Origin of the sequence: Polynucleobacter sp. JS-JIR-II-b4 (assembly GCF_018687815.1) — a bacterium.
Classification (GTDB): Bacteria; Pseudomonadota; Gammaproteobacteria; order Burkholderiales; family Burkholderiaceae; genus Polynucleobacter.
The window spans coordinates 581,770-605,587 of the sequence record NZ_CP061306.1 but is presented as its reverse complement, the minus strand read 5'-3'; the positions used below and the strand labels follow the sequence as shown (position 1 = coordinate 605,587).

Below are 23,818 nucleotides of genomic sequence, written 5' to 3'. Positions count from 1 at the left end.
TATGGATCCCCAAAAAGACACTAATTCAGAGCTATTTACTCTAGATATCGGCGGGATGACCTGTGCCTCTTGTGTTGGCAGGGTTGAAAAGGCTTTAGACAAGATTCCAGGGGTGGAAGCAGCCAGTGTGAATTTAGCAACTGAACAAGCCAAAATTCGCGTAAATGCTGATTCCGGGGTCAAAATCGATGACATCATCGCTTTAGTACAAAAAACAGGTTATTCAGCCAAAATCAGTGCGCCCCACGGCATTCCAGAGTTAGCCCCCTCTAAATTGTTCTGGGGGACTGATGGTCTGGGTCGTGTCATTCTAGGTTTCAGTCTTTCAGCCCCACTCTTTCTGCCCATGTTCCTCATGCCTTTTGGCATTCATTGGTCACTGTCACCGACATGGCAACTATTGCTTGCAACTCCAGTGCAATTCTTTTTAGGATGGCGCTTTTATAAAGCAGGCTTCAAATCTCTGATGTCGGGTGTTGGCAATATGGATTTGTTAGTCGCGCTCGGCACAAGTGCAGCCTACGGATTAAGTGTGTATCAAATGATTGCATCACCGCATGCAAGTCATGAACTCTATTTTGAAGGATCAGCCGTCATTATCTGCATGGTCATGCTTGGTAAATGGCTGGAAGCCAGAGCCAAGCAACAAACTAGTGAAGCAATACTCGCCTTGCAAAAGCTATGGCCTGAGCATGCCAAAGTCATTGAGCGCAATATTGTGATCAGTGAGGACTCTGCATTAGACCAATTTCGAGATCTTCCTCTAGATCAGGTATTCCCTAAAGATCGCATCTTAGTGTTGCCAGGTGAACGTATACCGGTAGATGGAATCATCTTACTTGGCAATAGCCATGTTGATGAATCCCTCCTCACCGGAGAAAGCGATCCTGTCAAAAAACATCTTGGTGAAAAGGTCATTGGCGGCTCCCTTAATGGTGAAGGCCTACTGGTGATTGAGGCTCAGGCAGTAGGCGTTGAGAGCGTTCTCTCAAAAATTATTTCTTTAGTAGAGGATGCGCAAACCCAAAAAGCACCTATACAAAAATTAGTTGATCAAGTGAGTGCAATTTTTGTCCCTAGCGTGATTGTGATTGCATTCATTACTGGATTAGCGAACTGGTTTTATTTAGACTCTGCATCTGTCGCCATACTGCGTGCAGTCTCAGTTCTCGTTATTGCATGTCCATGTGCGCTGGGTCTTGCAACACCTGCAGCCATCATGGCAGGCACTGGCGTTGCAGCACGCTTTGGAATCCTCATTAAAGATCCACAGGTATTAGAGTTGGCGCATCGCTTAAACGTAGTGGCCTTCGATAAAACAGGCACCCTCACTATTGGCAAACCAAGACTGCTAGAGATTATTCCTTTTGGTGATTCGTATGCGCTAGATGACATTCTCGAAAGTGCAGCAGGTTTACAACTTGGTAGTGAGCACCCTCTTGCAAAAGCACTGTTAGATACCGCTAAACAAAGAGGCTTAAATCCCATCACACCAACAGACAGCAAAGCCCTGCCTGGCATTGGTATTAGCGGCAGGCCAAGCGCTGGCGTTTTCCTGGGCCTTAGTCTGAACCTACAAAGCATTGCATCGTTAGAAGGCAATCCCCACTACTCCGTAATACTTGCAAAGGCACAAGCCTGTTTTGATGCCGGTCAAACTGTCTCCGTATTAATGAGCAATGAAAATCCTTCCTCGCCCATTGCGATCATTGCCTTTGGAGATGAACTCAAAGATAACACTCAAGAGGCGGTTACTTCACTACATAAGTTGCATATTCGCGCAGTAATGCTTTCTGGTGACAATATTGCCGCCGCCAATCGTGTTGCCAAAACTATTGGCATTCAAGAAGTGTTTGCACAAATTATGCCTAGTAATAAAGCAGAAATTATTCGCCAACTCCAATCGAAAGATGGTGAACGTCAATTTGTTGCAATGGTAGGAGATGGCGTGAATGATGCGCCTGCTTTGGCAACTGCAGATGTGGGTATGGCAATGTCTACCGGTACTGATGTGGCCATGCAAGCTGCCGGCATTACCTTAATGCGCGGCGATCCCACTCTGGTTGCGAATGCTATCGATATCTCCAAGCGGACTTGGCAAAAGATTCAGCAAAATTTATTCTGGGCTTTTATCTTTAATGCCACCGGGATTCCATTGGCAGCACTGGGGTATCTGTCACCCATGCTAGCTGGCAGCGCCATGGCCTTATCGAGCTTCTGTGTTCTTAGCAACGCCCTACTACTCAAGCGCTGGCGTCCTGCACATTAATTCATAACAAGCGTTGCTTGCTTGCAGATTGTTGCTTATTTGGAAGTAAGTTATTTTGGCTTCTTGCGAATGAGTTCAATGTCACCGTAATACGCACCCACTTCTGATTTGGTATTGTCTGTATCAGTAAGTAAGGCAATACCAATGACTTGGCCAGGGCTCTCACCGTAGGCACGCTTATAGTCGGCCGCTAAATCACGCTGATGCTTGTGCCACTGATCCAAACCATCCCAACCAGAATCCACGACAATCATTTTGATGCGAGAGGTATGCGCATTTGGAATGATGGCATCCACAGGGGACTTTCCAGACCAGATGTACATCAATGTGGCATATGGCATTTCTTGACCACTAATAAGATTAGCCATTTCAAAAGTCATTTTTTCTTTTAAAGGTAATTTTGACTTATTGCCGTCAAATGCAACCAAGATACGTAGCGGAGCATCATCTGCGTAAGCATCCGCATTATCAGCATTCACAATTGGGTTGATGGCCTTCCACTCCCATTGCAGCCACAAATTATTTGCCTGACGAGGGCGTAACTTGACAGCTAACCCGGAGGCAGATGTTTTTGAATTCGCACTCAAGACTGTTCGGCCTTGATAATTTTCTAGGCGATATACCGTGTTCTTTTTAAAGGGTGCTATGCGGTAAAAATTCCAACCATTAGGCATGCCAGCACGCGCTGTTTCAGCTGAGAATTTGGGCAGCTCTTCTTGCGCTGGCAATTGATCGACATTAAATGCCTGTCCTGCCTCGTTTTGCACAGATTCTCCGCTCAGCCCAGCACATCCAGTCAAAAATACGACTGCGCCAAGGATTAAATGTGGGAGGGCTTGCTTAAGCATGTCTTAATTGTCCCAAAGAATGGTCTCTGTGAGTCTAAAATCATCACATGCGTCAACAATCACCTTCCAGCTGGGCTGCAATCTGCATCCTCATTGCCGCGGTAGTGCACCTGGCTCTGGGCTTTTCAATAGAGTTTTCAGTTGATGAGGCCCACTACGCGCTCTATGCCCAACATTTAGCCTGGAGTTATTTTGATCACCCACCGTTGGTGGGTTGGATTCAGTGGCCCTTGGTGACGCTCACCCCCTCGGAAGGCATCATTCGCCTCATTCCAGAGTTGCTGTGGATTCTCTCTTGTTACCTAGTTTATGAAGTTACGGTTGAAGTGCACCACTTTATTCGTGGGCGCAACGCTGGCTATCTCACCAGTGCACTGCCATCAGCAAACTTATGCGGACTAATGGCGGTCTTAACAGTTATTGCTGCACCCATGTTGCACATTCTGGCAATCGGTTTACTACCAGATACATTACTTGCGCCATTAAGCCTTGGTCTGATGTGGATGGCTTTACGTTGGCTGAGTAAAGATCAATTTAGTATTGGTGATTGGATTATTACTGGCGTCTTGTTGGGCTTAGCTGGCTTAAGTAAATACACAGCCGCTTTTACCGCGCTTGCATTGCTATTGGTCTTTTTGAGTACACCAAGAAAACCATGGGTCACGAAAGTAGGTTTTTGGATTGCTGCGCTAAGCGCCCTGCTGCTGATCACCCCCGTCCTGTATTGGAATTGGGCTAACGATTGGATTTCATTCAAATACCAACTTGCCCATGGTGGCGGTGGAGAATGGCTCTGGCGTAGGCTGGGCGCTTATATCGGTATTCAAATACTGGTCTTTGGTCCTCTTTTCATCTTGGGTTCTGTTGTGTTTTTAAAAGACTGCATGCATGCCACAAAACTGTCATTACTTGCGCTCTTTGGATTCTTTTTGATTCCATTTGCAATTTTTGTCAGCCTCTCTGGCGGAGGTGGACTTCCTCACTGGACTTCGCCTGCCTGGTTCTGTCTCGCACCATTTGCCGGAGTTGGTTTGGCAAAAGCTTGGGCTACGCAACATCGTTACTGGATTCGCATTTTATTTTTTATTCAAATTGCTTTATGTTGTATCGGCTTTGGGTATGTATTGTCAGGTGGCATTAGTTCGGCCTCAATCAAATCCAATCCGATTGCTGATTTATATGGCTGGAAAGTGGCGGGTCAAAAAGCAGCAGACCTTGCTAAGGCCACTAAAGCCAATGGCATTGCTGTTCAAAACTGGACCTTAGGAAGTCGAGCCGCTTGGTACGCTTCACCTGCGCCAGTTTATGTTTTAGACCAGAGACAGGATCAGTTTGATCTCTGGTTTGGGGATTTACCAAAAGGGGCAAATGTACTCCTGATTAACTGGTCTGGAATGCCATACCCTCTGCCTGTGGGCAATAAATCAGCATTCCAAGCCTGCGAGCCCTTGGATAGCCTAGAAGTCGTACGATTTGGCCGAGTTCTATCTAAATTTGACTTTAGCCTTTGCAGTCACTGGCAAGGTCCTGGTCAAGCGGAGTAATTCCCCCAAATTCAAGACCTTAGGCGCCCGAGGCATTATCCTTACGCTTATGAGTTCACAAGCCCAACCCACCCCAAAGATCCAATCGGGGTGGAAATCCATTCTCAAGAAGGCTTGGCCTACTATTCGCGTTCTACTCTCCGTTGCTCTGCTTTGGAAAGCAACGAGTGGAATTGATTGGCGCTCACTATTTGATACCCATATTCAGATGCAGCCTCTATGGTTCTTGGCTGCTCTAGCAAGCATGATGTTGGCATTTATTTGTGGCGGATATCGCTGGGGCTTGTTTATGCAAAGAGTGGGATTTCCCCGCCGTATTCGCTCTTATATCGGCCTCTACTTTGCAGGCGGTCTCATTAACCAAGGTCTACCTAGTACCTTGGGTGGTGATAGTTATCGCGCCATTACTGCAACGCATTTGACCAGCACCGGCAATCTCTCAGAAACTAAAGAGTTGGATGATGAACTTCATCACTCAGTAGACCTTGAGCACGCCACTCCTAAATTGCGTTTAAGTTTTTCGATGGTGTTGGTAGATCGCCTTCTTGGTTTAGCGGGCAACAATTTACTAGGCGGGATTGGCTTGATATTGGGCGGCGCTACACTCGCAGCCTGGGGTCAAGATTTGGGCTACGCAGTAATGGCAGTAATGCTGCTTGCTGGCGTAGCAATTGCCCTTATCCTTGCGTGGGGACCTAGCAAGCAACTCCTGCAAAAACTCTTAGAACGCTTCAATATGAACAACGCCATGCCTGGTATCCAGCTAGCATTTGCTTGGCCTAACAATATTGCTCAGGCATGCCTGGCGATTGGCATTCATTTCCTCACTATTTTGACGCTACTCTTTTGCCTTAAGGCTTACGGTGTAGATGCGCCTATCGAAGGTTTAATGATTGGCTTACCTGCACTTAGCCTGTTACTCATGTTACCGATCAGTATTTCGGGATGGGGCTTGCGTGAAGCCACCCTTTCATCGGTCCTGGCCTTATGGGGTGTTAACCCCTCGCTAACAGTATTAGCCTCTATTAGCTACGGAGCAATTACTGTTTTATCGGTGCTACCAGGCGCCTATTTTTTATTAAAACGAAAATAATTTTTTAGAGCCAAACTATGACTATTAGCGTCAACACTATGCGTGCGATTGATCATTGGGTCGGCGTACCTCTTTGTGCAATCGTTAGCCCATTTATCGCTTTGATTGATCGCATAAAAAATATATTCAATCACGGCCCAGAGACTCCAAAAAAATTACTCTTTATTGAACTCTCGGAAATGGGAAGCGCCATTCTAGTAGACCCTGCAATGCGTAATGCGAAAGCTCGTGGAGCAGAATTATTTTTCTTGATTTTCAAAAGTAATCGCGCTAGCCTGACTTTACTTAATACCGTTAAACCAGAAAATATCTTCACAATTGACTCATCTAGCTTGGGAGGATTAATCAAGGATACGCTGCGCTTTTTGATTCTTGCTCGCAAACACCGCATTGATACTGTCATTGACCTAGAGTTGTTCTCTCGATTTACCGCCCTACTGACTGGCATGTGTGGTGCTCGTCGTCGCGTCGGTTATCACATTTTTCATGGTGAAGGATTGTGGCGCGGCTTCATGCTCACTCGCAAGGTGCACTACAACCCGCATATCCACATTACTAAGAATTTTCTATCTTTAATTCATGCGGCATTTGCCCAAAAAATTGAAGTTCCATTTAGCAAGATTGAGATTCCGGACTCTGAGGTACGTCTAGAGCAAGCCATCATCAATCCAAGCGCGCTAGAAAAGGTGCGCGAGCGTATTGAAAAAATGGCTAAAGAGGCGCGCATTAATTACACCCCGGGGAAAGACCGCCTCATTCTGATCAATCCGAATGCAAGTGATCTACTTCCACAACGCCGCTGGGCACAACAGCGTTTCTCTGAGTTGATTCAAGCAATCCATCAACAATATCCCAGCGATCTCATCTTGATTACCGGCTCACCTGCTGAGTTTGTGTATGTTGAAAAAGTTCGCGCTGTTGCCAATGTTAAAAATGCATTGAATTTTGCTGGGCAGGTCGGCTTTGCTGAGTTGCCACCGTTGTACACACTATCAGACGTCATGGTTACCAACGACTCTGGTCCTGGTCACTTTTCAGCCGTGACGCCACTGAGAACAGTTGTCCTCTTTGGACCTGAGACTCCAGCCCTTTATGGATCAGTTGGTAACTCCATCGCAATCACCGCCAACCTAGCTTGCTCGCCCTGCGTGAGCGCTGCCAATCACCGTAAAACCCCTTGTCAGGACAATGTGTGCATGCAGGCCATCACCGTTCCACAAGTGCTCGATAAAGTGATTAAGCAATTGCAAGACGCCGATAAGGTAAAGGCTCGCTAAGCTGGATGAACAAAAAGGCAATTCCTACATTTGCTTGGTTCATTCCGCTAGCTCCTCTTGCGCTCGCTTGCGCAATCTACTTTGGCGAGTTACAAAGTAGTACTTTTTTATTCATTAACCGCTTTACGCAATTACTGCCAGACACCCTTTGGGCTTGGCTTACTTTTTTAGGCAATGGTTGGGGAGTGTTTGCGCTCGCCTTTCCATTGCTGTTGCTTGCACCAAGAATGCTGACTGCTGGAATTTTTGCCGGTGGGATAGCCGCATTAGCAAGCGCGGTATTAAAAGGCTTCTTTGATTTGCCAAGACCTGCAGGTGTTCTAACCGATGGCAGCTTTTATCGCATTGGTGAAGCGTTACTCTATAGAGCGTTCCCGTCTGGACATACTCTCACTGCATTTGCCATTGCAAGCGCCTTGTATTTTTCCGCAGCCAAAGAAAAACGCGCTCCATTGATGCCACTATTTTTGCTTGCCACTTTAGTGGGCTTATCACGTAGCGCTGTTGGCGCTCATTGGCTCACTGATGTTTTAGGTGGTGCAGGTGTTGGTATTTGGTGTGGAATGCTCGGGGCCCTAGCGGCTAATCAATTTCCAGAAACCCAACTGGGGCCAAGAAAAATCTGGTCGCATCTCATTGCGCTTGGCGGCGTTATCGCAATGTACGCCCACCTTACTCAAATCATGGATCTGGAGTTAAATCTGCCATTGCAGTATCTCTCCATTGCCATTGTGGCTTTCACCCTAGTATTTTATGTAAGGGCGCAATTTACTCAAGCGCCTCGCAAGGCAGAATAATTCAAGATGTTTAGTTATCGACATGCATTTCATGCTGGAAGTCACGCAGACATCCTCAAGCACCTAACCTTAATTCACTTAGTTCAGTATCTTCAAGAGAAGCCCGTAGCAATTACCTTTGTTGATACCCATGCAGGCGCCGGTATCTACAGCTTGCAAGATGGCTTTTCTACAGTGAGCAAAGAAGCTGATGGTGGAATCTTCCGCCTCAAGCAATATGTAGAAACTTGCCATCACGCAAACACTCCAATCCCCGGGAGTATTCAAGAGTACCTGAAGTGCATTGATGCCGAGAATACTGAAGGGCAATTGAATACCTATCCTGGCTCCCCCTTTATTCTGGCCCGCCTGCTGCGTCCACAAGATCGACTCAAGCTATTTGAGCTTCATCCCAAAGAGATTGATATTCTGCGCCACAATATTGGCGAACTAAAACAGTCTAAACAGATTGATATTTATGCTGAGGATAGCTTTGCCAGACTCAAAGGACTGCTACCCCCTCCTAGTCGACGCGGCCTAGTATTAATAGATCCTTCTTACGAAGACAAGCAAGACTATCGTTATCTTGAGCTCGCCATGGAAGAGGCGCTGCAACGCTTTACCACTGGCTGCTATGCGATTTGGTATCCGGTACTACCCAGAAGAGAATCGGCGGCGCTGCCTGATCGTCTAAAGAAAATTGCCACCGCACATAAACGCTCTTGGTTACATGCAGAATTACGCGTTGAAAATGCGCCTGGCGAACGCCGTTTGCAAGCTAGCGGGATGTTCATCATCAACCCACCATGGACTCTAGAAAAACATCTAGCGCAGGCACTACCGACCTTGACGAAGGCTTTAGGCATCAATGGCGGCGGCCAATTTTTATTGAAGAGCTTCGAAGCTAAGAACTAGTCACGCAAAGTGAGCATGACTTCATTGCGACGCATGAAGGGCAAAGTCCAAGGCGGGTTGTAACGCGCGAAATTAGGACTTCCCACACTGTGCAAATTACGAGACTTCATCCACTGTTCTAGTTCCAGCGTTTTCTCGGCCACTTTCTGGGTGTTATAAAAACCGCTAAAGCTAATCACCGCCTTTTTTACCGCGGGAATCTGGCGTAATTGCACTTGAGGATTAATTGGCTTGGGAATCGTCTCCATGCTGTACTCAGCGGGCATGACAAATGACACCGTCCATTTGCCGGCTTTAGACTCAATTCCCACTGGTGCAGTCATTGCAATCTTTGCGTTCTTCACCGATTGATCTTCGACTGTCACTGGCGCAGTCATTGCAATTTTTTCGCTCACTTGATTCTGACCAAAAATATAAGCAGCAATCAAGCGAAATCCTTGGCTCGAGGCCTCATCTAAATCACCCTCAACTTGTACCTCAGCAATAATCATGGGTGCATAAGAGCGGATTTCAAAAGGTGACTCTTTTTCGAGAACAGCATATTTTGGCTCTTCGGTTGCCATAACTGCTCCTGTAAGGGTGAGTGCAATGAAAACTAAAAGACTTTTAAACAAAGAGTTTCCCGCACGGGTCTCGGTAAACATTACCACTGCGCTTTAAGTTCAAATCCATTTGAATTGCAATTTAAATCCGCTTGAGCACCAACAGGCAAAGTTAATTTATTGGCCTGATGTCCGAATGGCAGCCCAGTTAAGATTGGAATATCTTTTGGCAAGCGTTTACGAATCGCCTCAATCGCCCGCTCGAGCGAATACCCCTTGTCGTTGTCATAAAGACGATAGGCAGAGAATCCACCCAACAGTATGGCTGCTTGGTTTGCAAGGATGCCAGCATCTAAAAGCTGCATCAACATTCTTTCAATTCGATAAGGATGCTCATTCACGTCTTCCAAAAATAAGACCCCGCCTTGCGTTTGCTGAGCGCTTGGAAGATATGGCGTACCCACCAAACCAGCCAGAACCGTTAAATTACCGCCCCACAATAAACCTGTGATTGAGTGCGCATTTTTTTTACCCAAGAAAGATTGTGGGGTCGACACTTGGTAATCCAGCCTTCGGTCTTGAACTGCGGCCTGGAAATGCTTCCACATAAACTCATCCGGCACTACCGGCGCACCATCATCACCTAACCTTCCAAAGTCATAGTTCAGCATCGGACCAGCCAAAGAAATGGCGCCAGTTTTTGCTAGCAATCCTAACTGAAAGACAGTGAAATCACTGTGCCCACAGACTTGCAAGCCGTTTTGAATAGCCTTTGCAATTGCTTGCCACTCAATACCAGGTAGCAAGCGATGGAGACCATAACCCCCACGCATAGACATCACTACAGTCTGAGGTTCTAATTTGGATATGGCATTTAACTCAGCAAGACGTTCATCATCGTTGCCAGCGAAGCGTTCATGGACACGATGTACGCAATCTGCGTTTTGGATAGCAATACCTTGACGTCCAAACCAGTCAATACCAGCTAATGGACTTTTACTATCTAAGCTTGCCCCAGAAGGAGCAATGAGGTGAATGGATTTCAACGTCGCCCCTTAAAAAAATCACGCAGCAATTGACCGCACTCTTCACTCATGATGCCACCTTCAACACTGGTCTGGTGATTAATCTGTTTTGAAGAAAATATATCTAGCACGCTACCAGCAGCACCTGTTTTGGGGTCTTGTGCCCCATAAACCACTCGATCAATCCTAGCATGGAGAATAGCACCGGAGCACATCGCACAAGGCTCAAGAGTGACATATAAGGTGCTACCTGGGATACGGTAATTCTCATCGACTAGCGCGGCTTCTCGCAAGGCTAGCATTTCAGCATGGGCGCTAGGATCATGGTTTGCAATCGGCTTGTTAAATGCCTTCGAGATGACTTGGCCATCCCGAACTAGCACTGCGCCTACAGGAACTTCTCCTGATTGCGCTGCCAACTGAGCTTGCTCAATTGCCATAAGCATATATTGCTGGTCAAGCTCTGTTTGCGTCATTTAGACAGGATGCACATCAGCCCAGCAATTGGGCGTCTCATAAAGACGAATGGAAGTGAGCTCTAAGCGGCCACTAAAAGCTTTGCTGAAAACGGGTTTCAAGATTGCAAAAGCTGCGTTAGCTAAGTTCTCAACAGTTGGGACATGCTCCATGATGACCGTCTTGTGATCAGGTAAGGTTGATAAGAATGCAACCAGACCTTCGTCCTCTTTGGCCACTAAAAATGCATGGTCCCAAAGATCCACTACGTATTGGTTTGTTAAACGCTTGATATCACCAAAGTCGAGCACCATGCCATCATCTGCTTTACCAGGATGATCGGCTACCTCACCAGTCAGCGTGACTTCTATTGCATAGCGATGTCCGTGCAGATGCCGACATTGACCATCATGATTGGGAATACGATGCCCGGAGTCAAACTCAAGGCGGCGGGTAATAGAGATGGCAGGCTGTTTATTTGTCATTCGGTACTTAATTAATCCTATTTGAGCATAGTCAACTATCGAATCCCAATCAGTTTATGAGATTGCAAACTCAATCTCCACAAGGGCCGCTTTTGACATAAGCTTACTGCTAACTCAGTATTACTTTTGAGGTTTTGCCCATCCATGGGTTGCAAGAAACGATTACGATAATCCATTCCCTCAAAGCGGGCCATGAGTTTTTCTAAGGCTTGATGGTCATTTTGTGGGATGACTAGCTTTAACTCATCCGCTTGAAGAACAATCAGATCAGAGCCAGCTTTAGGGCTTACACAAACCCAATCAACTCCTTTGGGAACTTTAATGGTGCCGTTCGTTTCAATCGCCACTTCAAAACCTTTTTGATGAAGCGCTGCAATCAACTCTTCGTCTAATTGCAAGAGTGGCTCTCCACCCGTGAAAACCACATAACGCTGCTGGGGACCGGCTAAGGTGCTACGCCATGAAGCCTCGATGGCATCAGCAAGTAAAGCGGCAGTTTCAAACTTGCCACCCCCAGCACCATCGCTACCTACAAAATCGGTATCGCAAAACTGGCAAATAGCTGTTGCGCGATCCTCTTCACGACCGCTCCAAAGATTGCATCCAGCAAAACGACAAAATACGGCCGCCCTACCAGTGTGGGTGCCTTCGCCTTGGAGTGTGGGAAATAGTTCTTTTACGGTATACATAGCAATGAGTCTATTTTAAGCGCTTTGCTTATTTCCAGGAGATTAACTCCCACTCCAGGTAGTCTTCCCAGTAGGCATTAGCCCAATAAACGCCAGCAGTGATGTAGCGCCCCGAACTGCGCCGAATAACCCAACGTCCGATTTCTGGCGTAAACCGCAAGCCCTCTTGCCGTTGATTGCCAACCCTAAATAAGTCATTACTTACAAAATTCGGTGTTTCGCTATGAATCCGCAACACTAAAAATTGCCCAGCGGGGGTATTAATCCGCTCCCATTGCGATGCAGTCATACTAAGCCCACATTAGTAACTTCCATCGGGGTATGCGGGCACTTGGTATTGGGTTGTAAAAAATTCATTCCAGCCAGTCTGTAATTCCAGTGGCTACATAGGCATGGGCTAGCGATATAAAGCGTTTTGTATGAAATTCTTAGGGATAGTTGTCTTTGGTACGGCAATGCCCAAACCATCAAACCAAGACTTAGTTTTGATCTCAAAGCCTACGCCATGCATATAGTTATAGATGGCCTTTTTTAGCCCTTGACCGAGCACATCATGATCAACCCCGGTTGGATCAATAAAGGCGACATCATTCTTAGCGAAAGTAATTTCCGGCAATGGAATGAGTTCAATTCCGTACTCTTGCGGATTCAGACCCACAGGAGAATGCACGGTACAGATAAAACGATGAAAGAAGCCGCTTTGTATACAGCCATTCTCAAAAAGCTGCCTTACATATTCCAGGGCATCCACCGTCTCCTGGACGGTTTGCGTAGGGAAACCATACATTAAATAAGCATGAACCAAGATTCCTGCATCCGAGAAACCTTTGGTAACTTGAGCGACCTGCTCTACTGATACACCCTTTTTCATGAGATTGAGCAGACGATCAGAGGCTACTTCAAGACCTCCAGACATCGCAATACATCCACTTTTTGCTAAAAGCTCCGCCAATTCAGGTGTGAAGGTTTTCTCAAAGCGAATATTACCCCACCAAGAGATCACGATCTTACGGCGAATGAGCTCCTCAGCCAGTGCTTTTAATATCTTAGGTGGCGCAGCTTCATCCACAAAATGAAATCCTGTCTGCCCAGTCTCATGAACAATTTGCTCAATGCGGTCCACCAATAAACTGGCTGACGCAGTTTCATAACGAGAGATGTAATCAAGAGATACATCGCAGAAGCTACACTTTTTCCAATAACAGCCATGCGCAACAGTTAACTTATTCCAGCGGCCGTCACTCCATAGGCGATGCATCGGATTAAGCATATCCAAAAGAGATAAATAAGAATCCAGCGGTAATCCATCCCAAGTAGCAGTTCCAACCTCTTCAAAAGGCACATCAAGCTCTTGCCAATTCAGATATTGCACTTGGTTTTTGGAATTGCGAATAAAGGTGCGTATCAGCCTCTCCGCGGAACGCTTGCCACCAAGGTGCTCAAGCAAGGCAAGCAACGGCCTCTCGCCAGAATCTAGCGTAATGAAATCTACATAATCAAAAATACGAGCATCAGATAGCTCTCGAAGCTCAGTATTGACATAACCACCACCCAAAGCAATCTTGATTTCTGGATGTGATTTTTTAATCACCTGGGCGATACGCAAGGCCGCATACATTGCCCCTGGGAAAGGCACAGATAGGAGCACTAAGTCTGGCTGGTGATGCTCAATTGCTTTACTAGCTAATACTTGTAAATGCTGATCCATAAGCGTTGGTTTAGCTTGTAGCGCATCGGCCAAAGGCGTAAACGTAGGTTGACTACTTGCTAAGGATTCTGCATAGCGCACGAATTCAAAGCGATCATCAACAGCATCACGCAATACATCGGATAAATCATTGAGATAAAGGGTGGCTAGATGTCGCGCCCTGTCTTGCGACCCCAGAGCACCAAAGGCCCAAGACAAAGAATCACCCGCCTCCTCGTCATCAAATGCATCAAGAGAAGCAAAGCGTGGCCCCTCAGGCAAAAAATCACGGGTATTGATACGATGACTTAAAGTGCTATCGCGCCCCTGCAAGAAGCCAATGGTAGGAGCAATAGTGGATTGATAGGCATCAAAGTAGTCTAGGAAAAAATTAACGCTCGCACTGCGGCTCTCTTCAGGAACAGTGAGCGCTTCGGCATGAATCTCAGCCATACCCCCTGGAGTAAAGAAACTGAGCACCAAAGCTAAGGCAAGATCCTCTTGAACAGCGTCAACACTACGAGACCTCAAGAACCCAGTGAGATAAGCCGTAGAAGGATATGGCGTATTCAGCTGAGTCATGGGTGGAATGAGACTTAATACCTTCATCATATTTACTATGAACCAAGAAGAGCTAGCTCTTCAGTTGTAAAGCCAGCTTGCTTGCGGGCCTCCATATTGAATGGGGGCTTTAAAACAGGCGCACGATATTTGGCAGCCAACTCTCGATAAGCAGTGATTGGAGAAATATTATCTTGGGCGCACAAGAAATTAAACCAACGATTGCCAATCAACACATGACCAATTTCATCATTGAGAATAATTTCCAATATCTCCACCGCACGAACTTCTTTAATTTGCTTGAAGCGATCTCGAATCGCTGGCACCGCATCTAAGCCTCTTGCTTCCATTGTTCTGGGTACCAAGGCCATTCTGGCAATCACCGAATCCGTTGTTCTCTCGACCATCTCCCACAAACTATTATGAGCAGGGAAATCTCCATAAGCAAACCCAAGCACATGCAAATGTTCGTTTACCAGGCTGAAGTGATAGGCCTCTTCTTTAGCAACCTTTAACCAGTCCTCATAGTATTCCTTAGGCATATCTGGGAAACGCCAGATGGCATCTAGTGCAAGGTTCATCGCATTAAATTCAATATGGGCAAGCGAATGTAATAAGCCCGCCCTTCCCTCAGGCGTATCCATTCTTCTTTTGGGAACTAGCTTAGGAAGTACCAATTCTGGCTTTAGCGGACGCCCAGGTAGAGAAAGGCCTTGAGCATCTATCTTATGGGCAATATCCAGAGTAATTTGTTGTTTGTGATAGCTATCAAACAAACCGAGTAACTGACTTACTTTGTTTTGTGCATCAGTGCTTGCTAGGATTACGAGTGAAGCTTCGCGTAACTCAAGCATGAATATTGGCAGGCTTAAATCGCCTACCCCTTATTCCCATTCAATCGTTGCAGGCGGTTTTCCGCTGATGTCATATACAACTCGATTGATGCCGCGCACTTCATTGATGATGCGGTTGGAAACCTTACCTAACAACTCATGCGGCAAGTGAGCCCAATGCGCAGTCATAAAGTCTTGGGTTTGAACCGCCCTGAGAGCAACAACATATTCATATGTTCTGCCGTCGCCCATGACACCGACAGACTTCACTGGCAAAAAAACAGCGAACGCTTGACTAGTAAGGTCATACCAAGATTTTTGACTAGCTTCATCAATCGTATTGCGCAACTCTTCAATGAAAATGGCGTCAGCACGTTGCAGCAAGCTCGCAAACTCCGCTTTGACCTCACCCAAGATACGTACGCCAAGGCCTGGACCTGGGAACGGATGGCGATACACCATTTCACGCGGGAGACCTAAAGCTACACCAAGTTCACGAACTTCATCCTTGAAGAGCTCACGCAAGGGCTCGAGCAATTTGAGATGCATGTCTTCAGGCAAGCCGCCAACGTTATGGTGACTCTTAATGGTGTGAGCGCCCTTCTTGCCCTTGCCAGCAGACTCAATCACGTCCGGATAAATGGTTCCTTGAGCTAGCCATTTGGCATTGTGAATCTTCCCAGACTCAGTCTGAAAAATTTCTACAAATTCTTTACCGATGATCTTGCGCTTGGCTTCTGGATCAGCAACACCAGCCAACTCACCCATGAATTTCTCTTTAGCATCGACACGAATTACCTTCACACCCAAATTCCGCGCGAACATTTCCATCACCATGTCGCCTTCATTCAGACGAAGCAGGCCATGATCCACAAATACGCAAGTGAGCTGATCGCCAATCGCACGATGAATTAAGGCCGCAGCAACACTAGAGTCAACGCCGCCAGATAAACCAAGTATGACCTCTTCATCACCTACTTGCTTGCGAATATTCTCAACCGCTTCTGCAATGTAATCACCCATTACCCAGTCCGGTTTGCATTGGCAAATCTCGTGCACAAAGCGCTCAATGATTGCAGTGCCTTGAATGGTATGAGTGACTTCTGGATGAAACTGAAATGCATAGAAGCGACGCTCTTCATCCGCCATGCCGGCAATTGGGCAAGACTCAGTAGAGGCCATTAACTTAAATGTAGGTGGCATTGAGGTGACTGAGTCACCATGACTCATCCATACCTTCAAAATCCCATGACCTTCACTGGTGGAGAAGTCCTGAATGCCTTTAAGCAAATTTGTGTGCCCATGAGCGCGCACTTCGGAGTAACCAAACTCACGCGCTTTACCCAAAGACTCTGCGGAAGCAACTGTGCCACCTAATTGGGTAGCCATGGTTTGCATGCCGTAGCAAATCCCCAAAACAGGCACGCCAAGCTCAAAAACGATTTGGGGTGCACGGGGACTACCGTCTTCAGTGACGGAACTTGGGCCGCCAGAAAGAATAATGCCTTTACCACCCTGTTCCTGAACAAACTTACGAATGAATTCAGGATCGCAATCGTAGGGATGGATCTCTGAATACACGCGTCCATCACGTACACGCCGAGCAATGAGTTGAGTTACTTGCGAACCAAAGTCGAGAATCAGTATTTTGTCGTGCACGAAAGGAGCAGCCCTAATTTAAGTCTTAATCAATATGGTAATTTGGCGCTTCTTTAGTAATCTTCACATCATGAACGTGCGACTCACGCACGCCAGCTGAAGTGATTTCTACGAAGTTGGCTTTTTCATGGAGCTCATCAATGGTCTTGCAACCGAGATAGCCCATAGAAGAACGAATACCACCAGTGAGTTGATGCAAGATTGCCAACACGCTACCTTTGTATGGCACCTGACCTTCAATACCTTCCGGCACTAACTTTTCTGCATTCGCAACAATATCGCTCTGGAAGTAACGATCAGCAGAGCCATCCGCCATCGCGCCCAAAGAACCCATACCGCGATAGCTCTTGTAAGAACGTCCTTGGTATAAGAACACTTCGCCTGGAGCTTCTTCAGTGCCAGCAAACATACCGCCCATCATGACCGAACTAGCGCCAGCAGCCAATGCTTTTGCAACGTCACCTGAGTAACGTATGCCTCCATCAGCAATCAATGGAATACCGGTGCCCTTAAGTGCAGTTGCCACATTCACAATCGCAGTGATTTGCGGGACACCTACACCAGCAACAATACGGGTTGTACAGATTGAGCCAGGGCCAATACCTACCTTGACACCATCCGCGCCATGATCAGCCAATGCCTTAGCAGCATCACCAGTAGCAATATTGCCACCAATCACTTGCACATGAGGGTAGTTTTTCTTAACCCATTTCACGCGATCTAATACGCCTTGGCTATGGCCATGAGCAGTATCTACAACGATCACATCGACACCAGCGCGCACCAATAACTCAATGCGCTCATCGTTATCAGGGCCAACGCCTACTGCGGCACCAACGCGTAATTTACCTTCGCTATCTTTACAAGCATTCGGGTGTTCAGTTGCCTTGAGAATATCTTTAACGGTAATGAGGCCACGCAGCTCAAACTTGTCATTGACAACCAATACGCGCTCTAAACGATGATGACTCATTAAGCGCTTTGCTTCATCTAATGAGCAACCCTCTTTCACAGTAATCAAACGCTCACGTGGAGTCATCTTGGTTTTTACTGGAGCATCTAAGTCTTCTTCGAAACGCAAATCGCGATTCGTAATAATGCCAACAACCTCTTTACCAACGAGCACTGGGAATCCTGAGAAACCATGTTCACGAGAAAGTTGGATCACCTGACGCAAAGTCACATCTGGACTAATCGTGATTGGATCACGTAGTACGCCAGATTCATACCGTTTTACTTTAGCCACTTCACGCGCTTGCTCAGCAGGCTTTAAGTTTTTATGAACGATGCCAATGCCACCTTCACTAGCCATGGCGATTGCCAAACGACCTTCAGTGACGGTATCCATAGCTGCGGACACCAATGGTGTATTGAGTGAAATATCTCGAGTTAACTTACTTGCCAAGCTGGCATCTCGAGGAAGTACCGATGAATAAGCCGGTACGAGGAGCACATCGTCAAAAGTGAGTGCTTTTTGAATGAGTCGCATGCAAAACCCCTAGTCGCAAAAACAGATTATAGCCTCCTAGCCTTTCTTTTAGCTGCGGCAGCCTGGAATTTGGCATCCTGGTTCTGATTAGCCTTTTTTCGTCGAACTGTTTTAGGGTCAATTAGTAGCGAGGAATAGAGCTCTAGGCGATCCCCAGCATAAATGGGGCTATCCCAATCCTTACGCTTGCCAAAGACCCCAAAGCAGCCTTTTCTGGCCAAAACAGGGTCATCTGGGCCAACTGCGATCCCAGCCCTAATGAGGGCTAGGCCAACTGTAGGCAACTCGTCCGCTGACAGAAGGAGCTTGAACGGCTTCAGCTCTGGCTCACCCTGCCTGGCATCACAGAGCATGAGATCAAGTGAGCGCTCAGCCATAGAGATCTTCGGCACGTTTTACAAAGCAATCCACAAAGGTGCCGGCTATATGGCCAAATACTGGGCCAATAATCTTGTCCAGAATGACGCTCTTAAACTCCCAGTGCAGCTTGAACTCCACCTTACAAGCATCTTCCCGCAAGGGGATAAAGTTCCATTGCCCAGAAAAGTGCTTAAAAGGGCCATCTACAAAGACCATATCAATCGTTTCAGGGCGGTGATTCACATTCCGCGTATGAAAATACTGGGTAATGCCTTTGAAATGAATATTGATTTTGGCGTCGAGCACTGTTTCAGTCTGCTCAAAAATTTCCACGCCACCACACCAAGGCAAGAACTCAGGATAGCGGGCGACATCGGTCACTAAGCCGTACATACGGTCGGCTGATTGGCCAATTAAAACGGTCTTGTAGACGTCTGCCATAATCGTTCTTGAGAGCTAAATAAATATGAGTATCGTCGATAACAAAAAAGCCTTCTTTGATTATTTTATCGAGGAGCGCTTTGAGGCAGGGCTTGTGTTGGAAGGCTGGGAAGTGAAAGCCATCCGCGCAGGTCGCGTGCACGTCAAAGAAGCGTATGTTGTCATTCGCCAGGCGGAGCTATTTTTGATCGGCTGCCATATCACCCCCCTGCTGTCAGCCTCTACCCATATCGTTCCAGACAGTACTCGTACTCGCAAGCTCCTTCTGAATGCGATCGAAATTAAAAAACTCATTGGCAAAGTAGAGCAAAAGGGCTACACCCTGGTGCCGCTAAACCTACATTTCTCCAAAGGCAATGTGAAATGCGAGATTGGCCTCGCTAGAGGTAAAAAGCAGCATGACAAACGCGCAGCCACTAAAGAACGTGAGTGGGAAGTGCAAAAAGGTCGCATTGCCAGAGGCGATTTAAACGCTTAATCCCATAAAAACTGGGGTAGACTAGCCTTAGGGCAAAGATTTAAGCATTTATGCACTTTAATGGTGCATTTCAGCACCAAGCCGCTTCAAATCGTTCCTTCCAGCTTTTATAAAGGCATTAGTTTGGTAACTATGAAATTGCCTTTTGACGAAATGCTCGACGCCGCAGGCAAAGCGCGTCCCCACTACCAAATCTTTCACAACTGGCTGAAGCAGCAAAGTGACACCCTCATGGGTCTCAAGCGCGCTGAAGCAGACCTGATCTTTAGGCGCGTAGGCATTACCTTTGCCGTCTACGGAGATGACCTGGGGTCGGAAAGAACGATTCCATTTGATCAAGTGCCGCGCATCTTTACCGCCAAAGAATGGGAGCAACTTGAAGCGGGATTACGTCAACGTGTCAAAGCACTCAATCGCTTTATCTACGACGTGTATCACGATGAAGACATTATTAAAGCAGGCATTGTTCCAGCCGAACAGATTTATAACAATGCGCAATATCGCCCTGAGATGCGCAACGTCAACATACCGCGCGACATCTACGCGCAAATTGCTGGAATCGATATCGTTCGCGCCGGTGAAGGTGAGTTTTACGTTTTAGAAGATAACTTGCGCGTTCCTTCTGGCGTGTCTTACATGGTTGAAGACCGCAAGATGATGATGCGACTCTTTCCAGATCTCTTTCAGAAATATCGCATTGCTCCTGTAGAGCACTATCCAGATCTTTTATTGGAATGCCTCAAGTCTGTGAAGCCGGATGACGTTAAAAAACCAAACGTTGTTGTGTTGACTCCTGGTATGTATAACTCGGCTTACTTTGAGCACAGCTACCTCGCGCAGCAGATGGGGGTTGAGTTGGTAGAAGGCAAAGACTTATTTGTAAAGAATGAGCAAGTCTTTATGCGCACCACTCAAGGACCTGAGCGCGTTGATGTGATCTATCGTCGCGTTGATGATGACTTCTTGGATCCATTGGCATTTCGCTCTGATTCCACTTTAGGCGTCGCGGGCCTCTTATCTGCACACCGTGCTGGTAACGTGACACTGGCAAATGCAATTGGTACCGGTATTGCCGACGACAAATCCATCTACCCATACGTTCCCGAGATGATTGAGTTTTATCTTGGTGAGAAACCGATTCTCAATAACGTTCCTACATTCCAGTGCCGTAAGGCAGATGACTTAGCTTACACATTAGCTAATCTAGATAAGCTGGTGGTGAAGCTGACCCATGGTGCTGGTGGTTATGGCATGTTAGTCGGTCCAGCATCAACCAAAGCAGAGATTGAAGAATTTAGAACTCACCTTATCGCCAATCCAGATAAATATATCGCGCAACCTACATTAGCGTTATCCACCTGCCCCACCTTTGTTGAGTCAGGCGTTGCACCAAGACATATCGACTTAAGGCCTTTTGTTCTTTCAGGCAAAACCATCAAGATGGTTCCCGGTGGATTGACTAGGGTTGCACTCAAAGAAGGTTCTTTAGTAGTGAACTCCTCCCAAGGTGGCGGAACTAAAGATACCTGGGTATTGGAAGAGTGAATGAAGAGTATGGGGAATAAGAAAATATGTTGAGTCGTACCGCTGATTGTCTTTATTGGATGGCCCGTTATACCGAGCGCGCAGAAAATACTGCCCGCATGCTCGATGTAAACCATCAAACATCCCTACTTCCACAGCCTGCAGAGTTTTTAGAGCAGAGCTGGAAAAAACTACTCACGATTTCTAAGCTAGAGGAAGCTTTCCTCAGTAAATATGATGTGGTTAATCGTGAGAATGTTTTGGACTTCATGATTTATGAAACCAGCAACCCTTCTAGCATCGTTTCTTGCCTGTTTGCTGCGCGAGAAAATGCGCGCGTTATCCGCGGCAAGATCACTTCCGAAGTTTGGGAAACCCAGAACACCACTTGGCTTGAGCTGCAGCGTATCCTAGAAGCAAGGCATCAAGCCGATCCCAGCCGTCTTTTGGAATGGGTAAAGCACCGCTGCCACCTTTTTAGAGGCGTCCTCTATGGCACGATGCTGAAGAATGAGGCTTTTTACTTTATTAACGTGGGGACCTTGCTAGAACGCGCTGACAACACCGCACGTATTCTGGAAACTAAATATGAGGACCCAGCAGCACTGCGGGTTCTTGGCGCCAAGAAATCCTCGGAAGATGGCACTGATGGTGAATTCTTTGATTTCTATCACTGGGCGGCTTTACTGCGCTCCGTCTCCGCATTTGAAATCTATCGTCAAATCTATTCTGATCAAGTTACACCAAAACAAGTCGCACAACTACTGATCTTCAATAAACAGATGCCGCGATCCTTAGTGTGCTGCGTCAATGAACTCATTCCCCTTATTTCGGAAGTAAAGAATCAACAATCAAAGGAAATAGAACGTTTACTTGGCAAACTCAAGGCCAGCCTAGATTATTCAGACATTGATGAGGTTTTCGAACAAGGCCTAGAAGAATTCATTGAGAGCTTCTTGGAGCGCATCAATCATGTGGCTGATGAGTTCAGTAGTGCTTACCTCATACCACTAGCTGTTGCCTAAGAAATCAACTATATGCATCTTAAAATTCGCCATCGCACAGAATATCGCTATGAAGCCCCGGTGCGCTATTCCATACAAGAATTGCGCTTGACCCCGCCAACCGTTGCAGGACAGCAGGTTGATAAATGGAAGATCAGCACCCCAATTAAAGCTTCGAATTCAATAGATACATTCGGTAATGCCTGTAGCGTATTCGTCCAAGAGAGTCCTTACACCTCGATGATGATTGAGGCAGAAGGCGAAGTGCATACGCAAGATGCATTTGAATTTATTGATGAGGCTAAAGCAGTTTCGCCCTACTATCTTTTACAGCAAACTAATCTCACTGAACCTACAGATGAAATGTTGGATTATTTCTCTTATGGCATTCCAAAGAAAAATTCAGTTGATCAAGTACTAAAACTCGCTGAGGCAGTTCAAGGCTTGATTGTGTACTCTCCTGGTCAAACGAACTTTGCTACGACTGCAGCTCAATCCTTCGCCATGAAATCTGGCGTATGCCAAGACCATGCCCACATCATGTTAGCTCTTTGTCGAGCTTCTGGCGTACCCGCAAGATATGTCAGCGGCTACTTCTTTGCAGAAGAGTCCCCTAATCTTGCTAGCCATGCCTGGATCGACTTCTGCAGCGATATCGATAAAGGTATATGGACCAGCGTAGATATCACCCATGCCTGCTTAGTTGACTCACGTCATATTCGCCTTGCCATTGGTAGAGATTATTATTCTGCCGCCCCTGTTAAAGGCGTGCGCTCTGGCGGCGGCGGAGAAGAGCTCAGCGCCAATATTTCGATTCAACAGTTGCCATAGCAACCCTCTGGGTTATTTAAGAGATAATTCCAGGAAATAATGAAGAGGGTCTGTGTATGACGTATTGTGTTGGTCTTTGCCTAAAAGATGGTCTTGTTTTCTTATCCGATACCCGGACAAATGCCGGCGTAGACCAAGTTGGCACCTTTAGAAAGATGTCTTTGTTTCAAGACAAGGATCGCTTCTTTACATTAATGAGTGCCGGCAATCTCGCCATTACTCAGTCCGTTAAAGAAATCCTGCTTCAAGGACAGCTTTTTAAGGGCAAGAACCTTTGGATAGCCAAAAACTCATACGAAGCCGCAGTTGTTGTGGGTGACGCCATTAAACAAGTCTATGAACGCGATCATGCTGCACTTGAAAAATCGGGGCTTGAATTTAACTGCAATATGATTTTTGGTGGTCAAGTGAAAGGCGAGAAACCCCGCCTATTTAATATTTACTCGGCAGGGAACTTTATTGAGGCGACGCCCGAGACTTGCTATTTCCAGATTGGTGAATCCAAGTACGGCAAGCCCATCTTGGATCGCGTGCTGAATTTTAATACGCCACTTAACCTGGCAACCAAATGCGCCCTCATCTCGATGGACTCCACTCTGAAAAGTAATATTTCTGTTGGGTTGCCTCTGGATATGCTGGTTTATGAAAAAAATTCTCTGAAAGCCACGAAGCTCGTCACTCTAGATGATGCAAACCCCTATTTCGCAATGATCCATCAAGCATGGGGCGAGAAACTACGCGAGGCTTTTAATTCGATAGCGGAACCCAGTTGGAGCGGCGCTCATAAATCGAGTGATATCTCCACTCCTGCTAAAAAAATGGGGATTGTTCCCATCAATCATCCGCCATCTAAGGCGAGAGCTCAAAAGGCCAAAAGCACAACTAAGGCGACTCCCGTAAAGAAGGCGGCAAAGAAAGTTTTGCCGAAGAAGGCGACTGCAAAGAAAAAATAAGCCTCCAATAATGAAGTGCTGAATGGATTTACAAACAAAAAGGCCTAGAAAAAATCTAGGCCTTTTGCTTTAACATTAT

The 23,818-nt window shown here is 46.6% G+C and carries 24 protein-coding genes; 11 read left to right on the top strand and 13 right to left on the bottom strand.

The window, feature by feature from the left end; translation table 11 throughout:
- Window position 1: 1 nt before the first annotated feature.
- Entirely contained in the window at window positions 2–2,269 is a 2,268-nt protein-coding gene (locus ICV90_RS03060) for a cation-translocating P-type ATPase (protein ID WP_215359599.1), read from the top strand.
- A 50-nt stretch (window positions 2,270–2,319) separates the two neighbouring features.
- Here ICV90_RS03060 and ICV90_RS03055 read toward each other — a convergent pair whose 3' ends face one another.
- On the bottom strand, window positions 2,320–3,117 hold the full coding sequence (locus ICV90_RS03055; RefSeq protein ID WP_215359597.1) for a DUF3047 domain-containing protein: 798 nt from the start codon (window positions 3,115–3,117) through the stop codon (window positions 2,320–2,322).
- A 47-nt stretch (window positions 3,118–3,164) separates the two neighbouring features.
- Here ICV90_RS03055 and ICV90_RS03050 point away from each other — a divergent pair, with 47 nt between their 5' ends.
- The 5 genes from ICV90_RS03050 to ICV90_RS03030 are packed head-to-tail and all read left to right on the top strand — an operon-like array spanning window position 3,165 to window position 8,722.
- Window positions 3,165–4,661 carry a glycosyltransferase family 39 protein gene (locus ICV90_RS03050; RefSeq protein WP_215359595.1) on the top strand — a complete coding sequence of 499 codons (1,497 nt, stop codon included), beginning with the start codon at window positions 3,165–3,167 and terminating at the stop codon, window positions 4,659–4,661.
- A gap of 49 nt (window positions 4,662–4,710) precedes the next feature.
- Window positions 4,711–5,754 carry a lysylphosphatidylglycerol synthase transmembrane domain-containing protein gene (locus ICV90_RS03045; protein ID WP_215359593.1) on the top strand — a complete coding sequence of 348 codons (1,044 nt, stop codon included), beginning with the start codon at window positions 4,711–4,713 and terminating at the stop codon, window positions 5,752–5,754.
- 17 nt (window positions 5,755–5,771) lie between these two features.
- Window positions 5,772–7,031, top strand: a complete 1,260-nt coding sequence (locus ICV90_RS03040) for a glycosyltransferase family 9 protein (protein ID WP_215359591.1) — start codon at window positions 5,772–5,774, stop codon at window positions 7,029–7,031.
- Between the two features lie 5 nt (window positions 7,032–7,036).
- Entirely contained in the window at window positions 7,037–7,828 is a 792-nt protein-coding gene (locus ICV90_RS03035; RefSeq protein ID WP_215359589.1) for a phosphatase PAP2 family protein, read from the top strand.
- A 6-nt stretch (window positions 7,829–7,834) separates the two neighbouring features.
- The gene (locus tag ICV90_RS03030) at window positions 7,835–8,722 is read left to right on the top strand and encodes a 23S rRNA (adenine(2030)-N(6))-methyltransferase RlmJ (RefSeq protein ID WP_215359588.1); all 888 of its coding nucleotides are present in this window, start codon (window positions 7,835–7,837) and stop codon (window positions 8,720–8,722) included.
- Here the strand turns inward: ICV90_RS03030 and ICV90_RS03025 are convergent.
- The 12 genes from ICV90_RS03025 to ICV90_RS02970 form a co-directional block, all read right to left on the bottom strand.
- Window positions 8,719–9,285, bottom strand: a complete 567-nt coding sequence (locus tag ICV90_RS03025) for a heme-binding protein (RefSeq protein WP_215359586.1) — start codon at window positions 9,283–9,285, stop codon at window positions 8,719–8,721. The genes ICV90_RS03030 and ICV90_RS03025 overlap by 4 nt on opposite strands.
- A gap of 80 nt (window positions 9,286–9,365) precedes the next feature.
- Window positions 9,366–10,310 (bottom strand): LD-carboxypeptidase, encoded by a 945-nt coding sequence (locus ICV90_RS03020; protein WP_215359585.1) that lies wholly within the window; start codon window positions 10,308–10,310, stop codon window positions 9,366–9,368.
- Window positions 10,307–10,765: a tRNA adenosine(34) deaminase TadA gene (gene tadA, locus ICV90_RS03015; protein WP_215359583.1), complete on the bottom strand. Its 459-nt coding sequence runs from the start codon at window positions 10,763–10,765 to the stop codon at window positions 10,307–10,309. The genes ICV90_RS03020 and tadA overlap by 4 nt, the downstream gene beginning before the upstream one ends.
- The gene (queD, locus tag ICV90_RS03010; RefSeq protein WP_215359581.1) at window positions 10,766–11,230 is read right to left on the bottom strand and encodes a 6-carboxytetrahydropterin synthase QueD; all 465 of its coding nucleotides are present in this window, start codon (window positions 11,228–11,230) and stop codon (window positions 10,766–10,768) included.
- 35 nt (window positions 11,231–11,265) lie between these two features.
- Window positions 11,266–11,919, bottom strand: coding sequence for a 7-carboxy-7-deazaguanine synthase (gene queE, locus ICV90_RS03005; RefSeq protein WP_215359580.1), 654 nt, complete (start codon window positions 11,917–11,919; stop codon window positions 11,266–11,268).
- A 28-nt stretch (window positions 11,920–11,947) separates the two neighbouring features.
- Window positions 11,948–12,208 carry a hypothetical protein gene (locus ICV90_RS03000; protein ID WP_215359578.1) on the bottom strand — a complete coding sequence of 87 codons (261 nt, stop codon included), beginning with the start codon at window positions 12,206–12,208 and terminating at the stop codon, window positions 11,948–11,950.
- A gap of 108 nt (window positions 12,209–12,316) precedes the next feature.
- Entirely contained in the window at window positions 12,317–14,188 is a 1,872-nt protein-coding gene (locus ICV90_RS02995) for a radical SAM protein (protein ID WP_251367776.1), read from the bottom strand.
- A 35-nt stretch (window positions 14,189–14,223) separates the two neighbouring features.
- Window positions 14,224–15,021, bottom strand: a complete 798-nt coding sequence (locus ICV90_RS02990) for a ferritin-like domain-containing protein (protein WP_215359576.1) — start codon at window positions 15,019–15,021, stop codon at window positions 14,224–14,226.
- A 30-nt stretch (window positions 15,022–15,051) separates the two neighbouring features.
- Window positions 15,052–16,659, bottom strand: a complete 1,608-nt coding sequence (gene guaA / locus ICV90_RS02985; protein WP_215359574.1) for a glutamine-hydrolyzing GMP synthase — start codon at window positions 16,657–16,659, stop codon at window positions 15,052–15,054.
- Window positions 16,660–16,684: 25 nt separating this feature from the next.
- The gene (guaB, locus tag ICV90_RS02980; protein ID WP_215359572.1) at window positions 16,685–18,148 is read right to left on the bottom strand and encodes an IMP dehydrogenase; all 1,464 of its coding nucleotides are present in this window, start codon (window positions 18,146–18,148) and stop codon (window positions 16,685–16,687) included.
- Between the two features lie 26 nt (window positions 18,149–18,174).
- Window positions 18,175–18,525 (bottom strand): RnfH family protein, encoded by a 351-nt coding sequence (locus ICV90_RS02975; RefSeq protein WP_215359570.1) that lies wholly within the window; start codon window positions 18,523–18,525, stop codon window positions 18,175–18,177.
- Window positions 18,518–18,949 (bottom strand): type II toxin-antitoxin system RatA family toxin, encoded by a 432-nt coding sequence (locus ICV90_RS02970; RefSeq protein ID WP_215359568.1) that lies wholly within the window; start codon window positions 18,947–18,949, stop codon window positions 18,518–18,520. Before ICV90_RS02970 ends, ICV90_RS02975 begins: the two co-directional genes overlap by 8 nt.
- Window positions 18,950–18,974: 25 nt before the next feature.
- On the opposite strand from ICV90_RS02970, the gene smpB reads away from it, so the two are divergent.
- From smpB to ICV90_RS02945, 5 genes are all read left to right on the top strand, one after another.
- Window positions 18,975–19,427, top strand: coding sequence for an SsrA-binding protein SmpB (gene smpB / locus ICV90_RS02965; protein WP_046330447.1), 453 nt, complete (start codon window positions 18,975–18,977; stop codon window positions 19,425–19,427).
- A 132-nt stretch (window positions 19,428–19,559) separates the two neighbouring features.
- Window positions 19,560–20,972 (top strand): circularly permuted type 2 ATP-grasp protein, encoded by a 1,413-nt coding sequence (locus tag ICV90_RS02960; RefSeq protein ID WP_215359567.1) that lies wholly within the window; start codon window positions 19,560–19,562, stop codon window positions 20,970–20,972.
- Between the two features lie 26 nt (window positions 20,973–20,998).
- Window positions 20,999–21,976: an alpha-E domain-containing protein gene (locus ICV90_RS02955; protein WP_215359565.1), complete on the top strand. Its 978-nt coding sequence runs from the start codon at window positions 20,999–21,001 to the stop codon at window positions 21,974–21,976.
- Window positions 21,977–21,988: 12 nt separating this feature from the next.
- Entirely contained in the window at window positions 21,989–22,786 is a 798-nt protein-coding gene (locus tag ICV90_RS02950; RefSeq protein WP_215359563.1) for a transglutaminase family protein, read from the top strand.
- A gap of 56 nt (window positions 22,787–22,842) precedes the next feature.
- Window positions 22,843–23,739, top strand: coding sequence for a peptidase (locus tag ICV90_RS02945; protein ID WP_215359561.1), 897 nt, complete (start codon window positions 22,843–22,845; stop codon window positions 23,737–23,739).
- The last annotated feature ends 79 nt before the right edge of the window (window positions 23,740–23,818 follow it).

Coding starts and splice junctions, on each gene's coding strand:
- ICV90_RS02975 (WP_215359570.1), bottom strand. CDS start 18,525: ATGGCTGAGCGCTCACTTGATCTCATGCTCTGTGATGCCAGGCAGGGT.
- ICV90_RS03055 (WP_215359597.1), bottom strand. CDS start 3,117: ATGCTTAAGCAAGCCCTCCCACATTTAATCCTTGGCGCAGTCGTATTT.
- ICV90_RS02990 (WP_215359576.1), bottom strand. CDS start 15,021: ATGCTTGAGTTACGCGAAGCTTCACTCGTAATCCTAGCAAGCACTGAT.
- guaB (WP_215359572.1), bottom strand. CDS start 18,148: ATGCGACTCATTCAAAAAGCACTCACTTTTGACGATGTGCTCCTCGTA.
- ICV90_RS02950 (WP_215359563.1), top strand. CDS start 21,989: ATGCATCTTAAAATTCGCCATCGCACAGAATATCGCTATGAAGCCCCG.
- ICV90_RS02970 (WP_215359568.1), bottom strand. CDS start 18,949: ATGGCAGACGTCTACAAGACCGTTTTAATTGGCCAATCAGCCGACCGT.
- ICV90_RS02945 (WP_215359561.1), top strand. CDS start 22,843: ATGACGTATTGTGTTGGTCTTTGCCTAAAAGATGGTCTTGTTTTCTTA.
- ICV90_RS03050 (WP_215359595.1), top strand. CDS start 3,165: ATGCGTCAACAATCACCTTCCAGCTGGGCTGCAATCTGCATCCTCATT.
- ICV90_RS03035 (WP_215359589.1), top strand. CDS start 7,037: ATGAACAAAAAGGCAATTCCTACATTTGCTTGGTTCATTCCGCTAGCT.
- tadA (WP_215359583.1), bottom strand. CDS start 10,765: ATGACGCAAACAGAGCTTGACCAGCAATATATGCTTATGGCAATTGAG.
- ICV90_RS03045 (WP_215359593.1), top strand. CDS start 4,711: ATGAGTTCACAAGCCCAACCCACCCCAAAGATCCAATCGGGGTGGAAA.
- ICV90_RS03030 (WP_215359588.1), top strand. CDS start 7,835: ATGTTTAGTTATCGACATGCATTTCATGCTGGAAGTCACGCAGACATC.
- queE (WP_215359580.1), bottom strand. CDS start 11,919: ATGTATACCGTAAAAGAACTATTTCCCACACTCCAAGGCGAAGGCACC.
- ICV90_RS02995 (WP_251367776.1), bottom strand. CDS start 14,188: ATGACTCAGCTGAATACGCCATATCCTTCTACGGCTTATCTCACTGGG.
- ICV90_RS02955 (WP_215359565.1), top strand. CDS start 20,999: ATGTTGAGTCGTACCGCTGATTGTCTTTATTGGATGGCCCGTTATACC.
- ICV90_RS03060 (WP_215359599.1), top strand. CDS start 2: ATGGATCCCCAAAAAGACACTAATTCAGAGCTATTTACTCTAGATATC.
- ICV90_RS02960 (WP_215359567.1), top strand. CDS start 19,560: ATGAAATTGCCTTTTGACGAAATGCTCGACGCCGCAGGCAAAGCGCGT.
- ICV90_RS03025 (WP_215359586.1), bottom strand. CDS start 9,285: ATGGCAACCGAAGAGCCAAAATATGCTGTTCTCGAAAAAGAGTCACCT.
- smpB (WP_046330447.1), top strand. CDS start 18,975: ATGAGTATCGTCGATAACAAAAAAGCCTTCTTTGATTATTTTATCGAG.
- queD (WP_215359581.1), bottom strand. CDS start 11,230: ATGACAAATAAACAGCCTGCCATCTCTATTACCCGCCGCCTTGAGTTT.
- ICV90_RS03000 (WP_215359578.1), bottom strand. CDS start 12,208: ATGACTGCATCGCAATGGGAGCGGATTAATACCCCCGCTGGGCAATTT.
- ICV90_RS03040 (WP_215359591.1), top strand. CDS start 5,772: ATGACTATTAGCGTCAACACTATGCGTGCGATTGATCATTGGGTCGGC.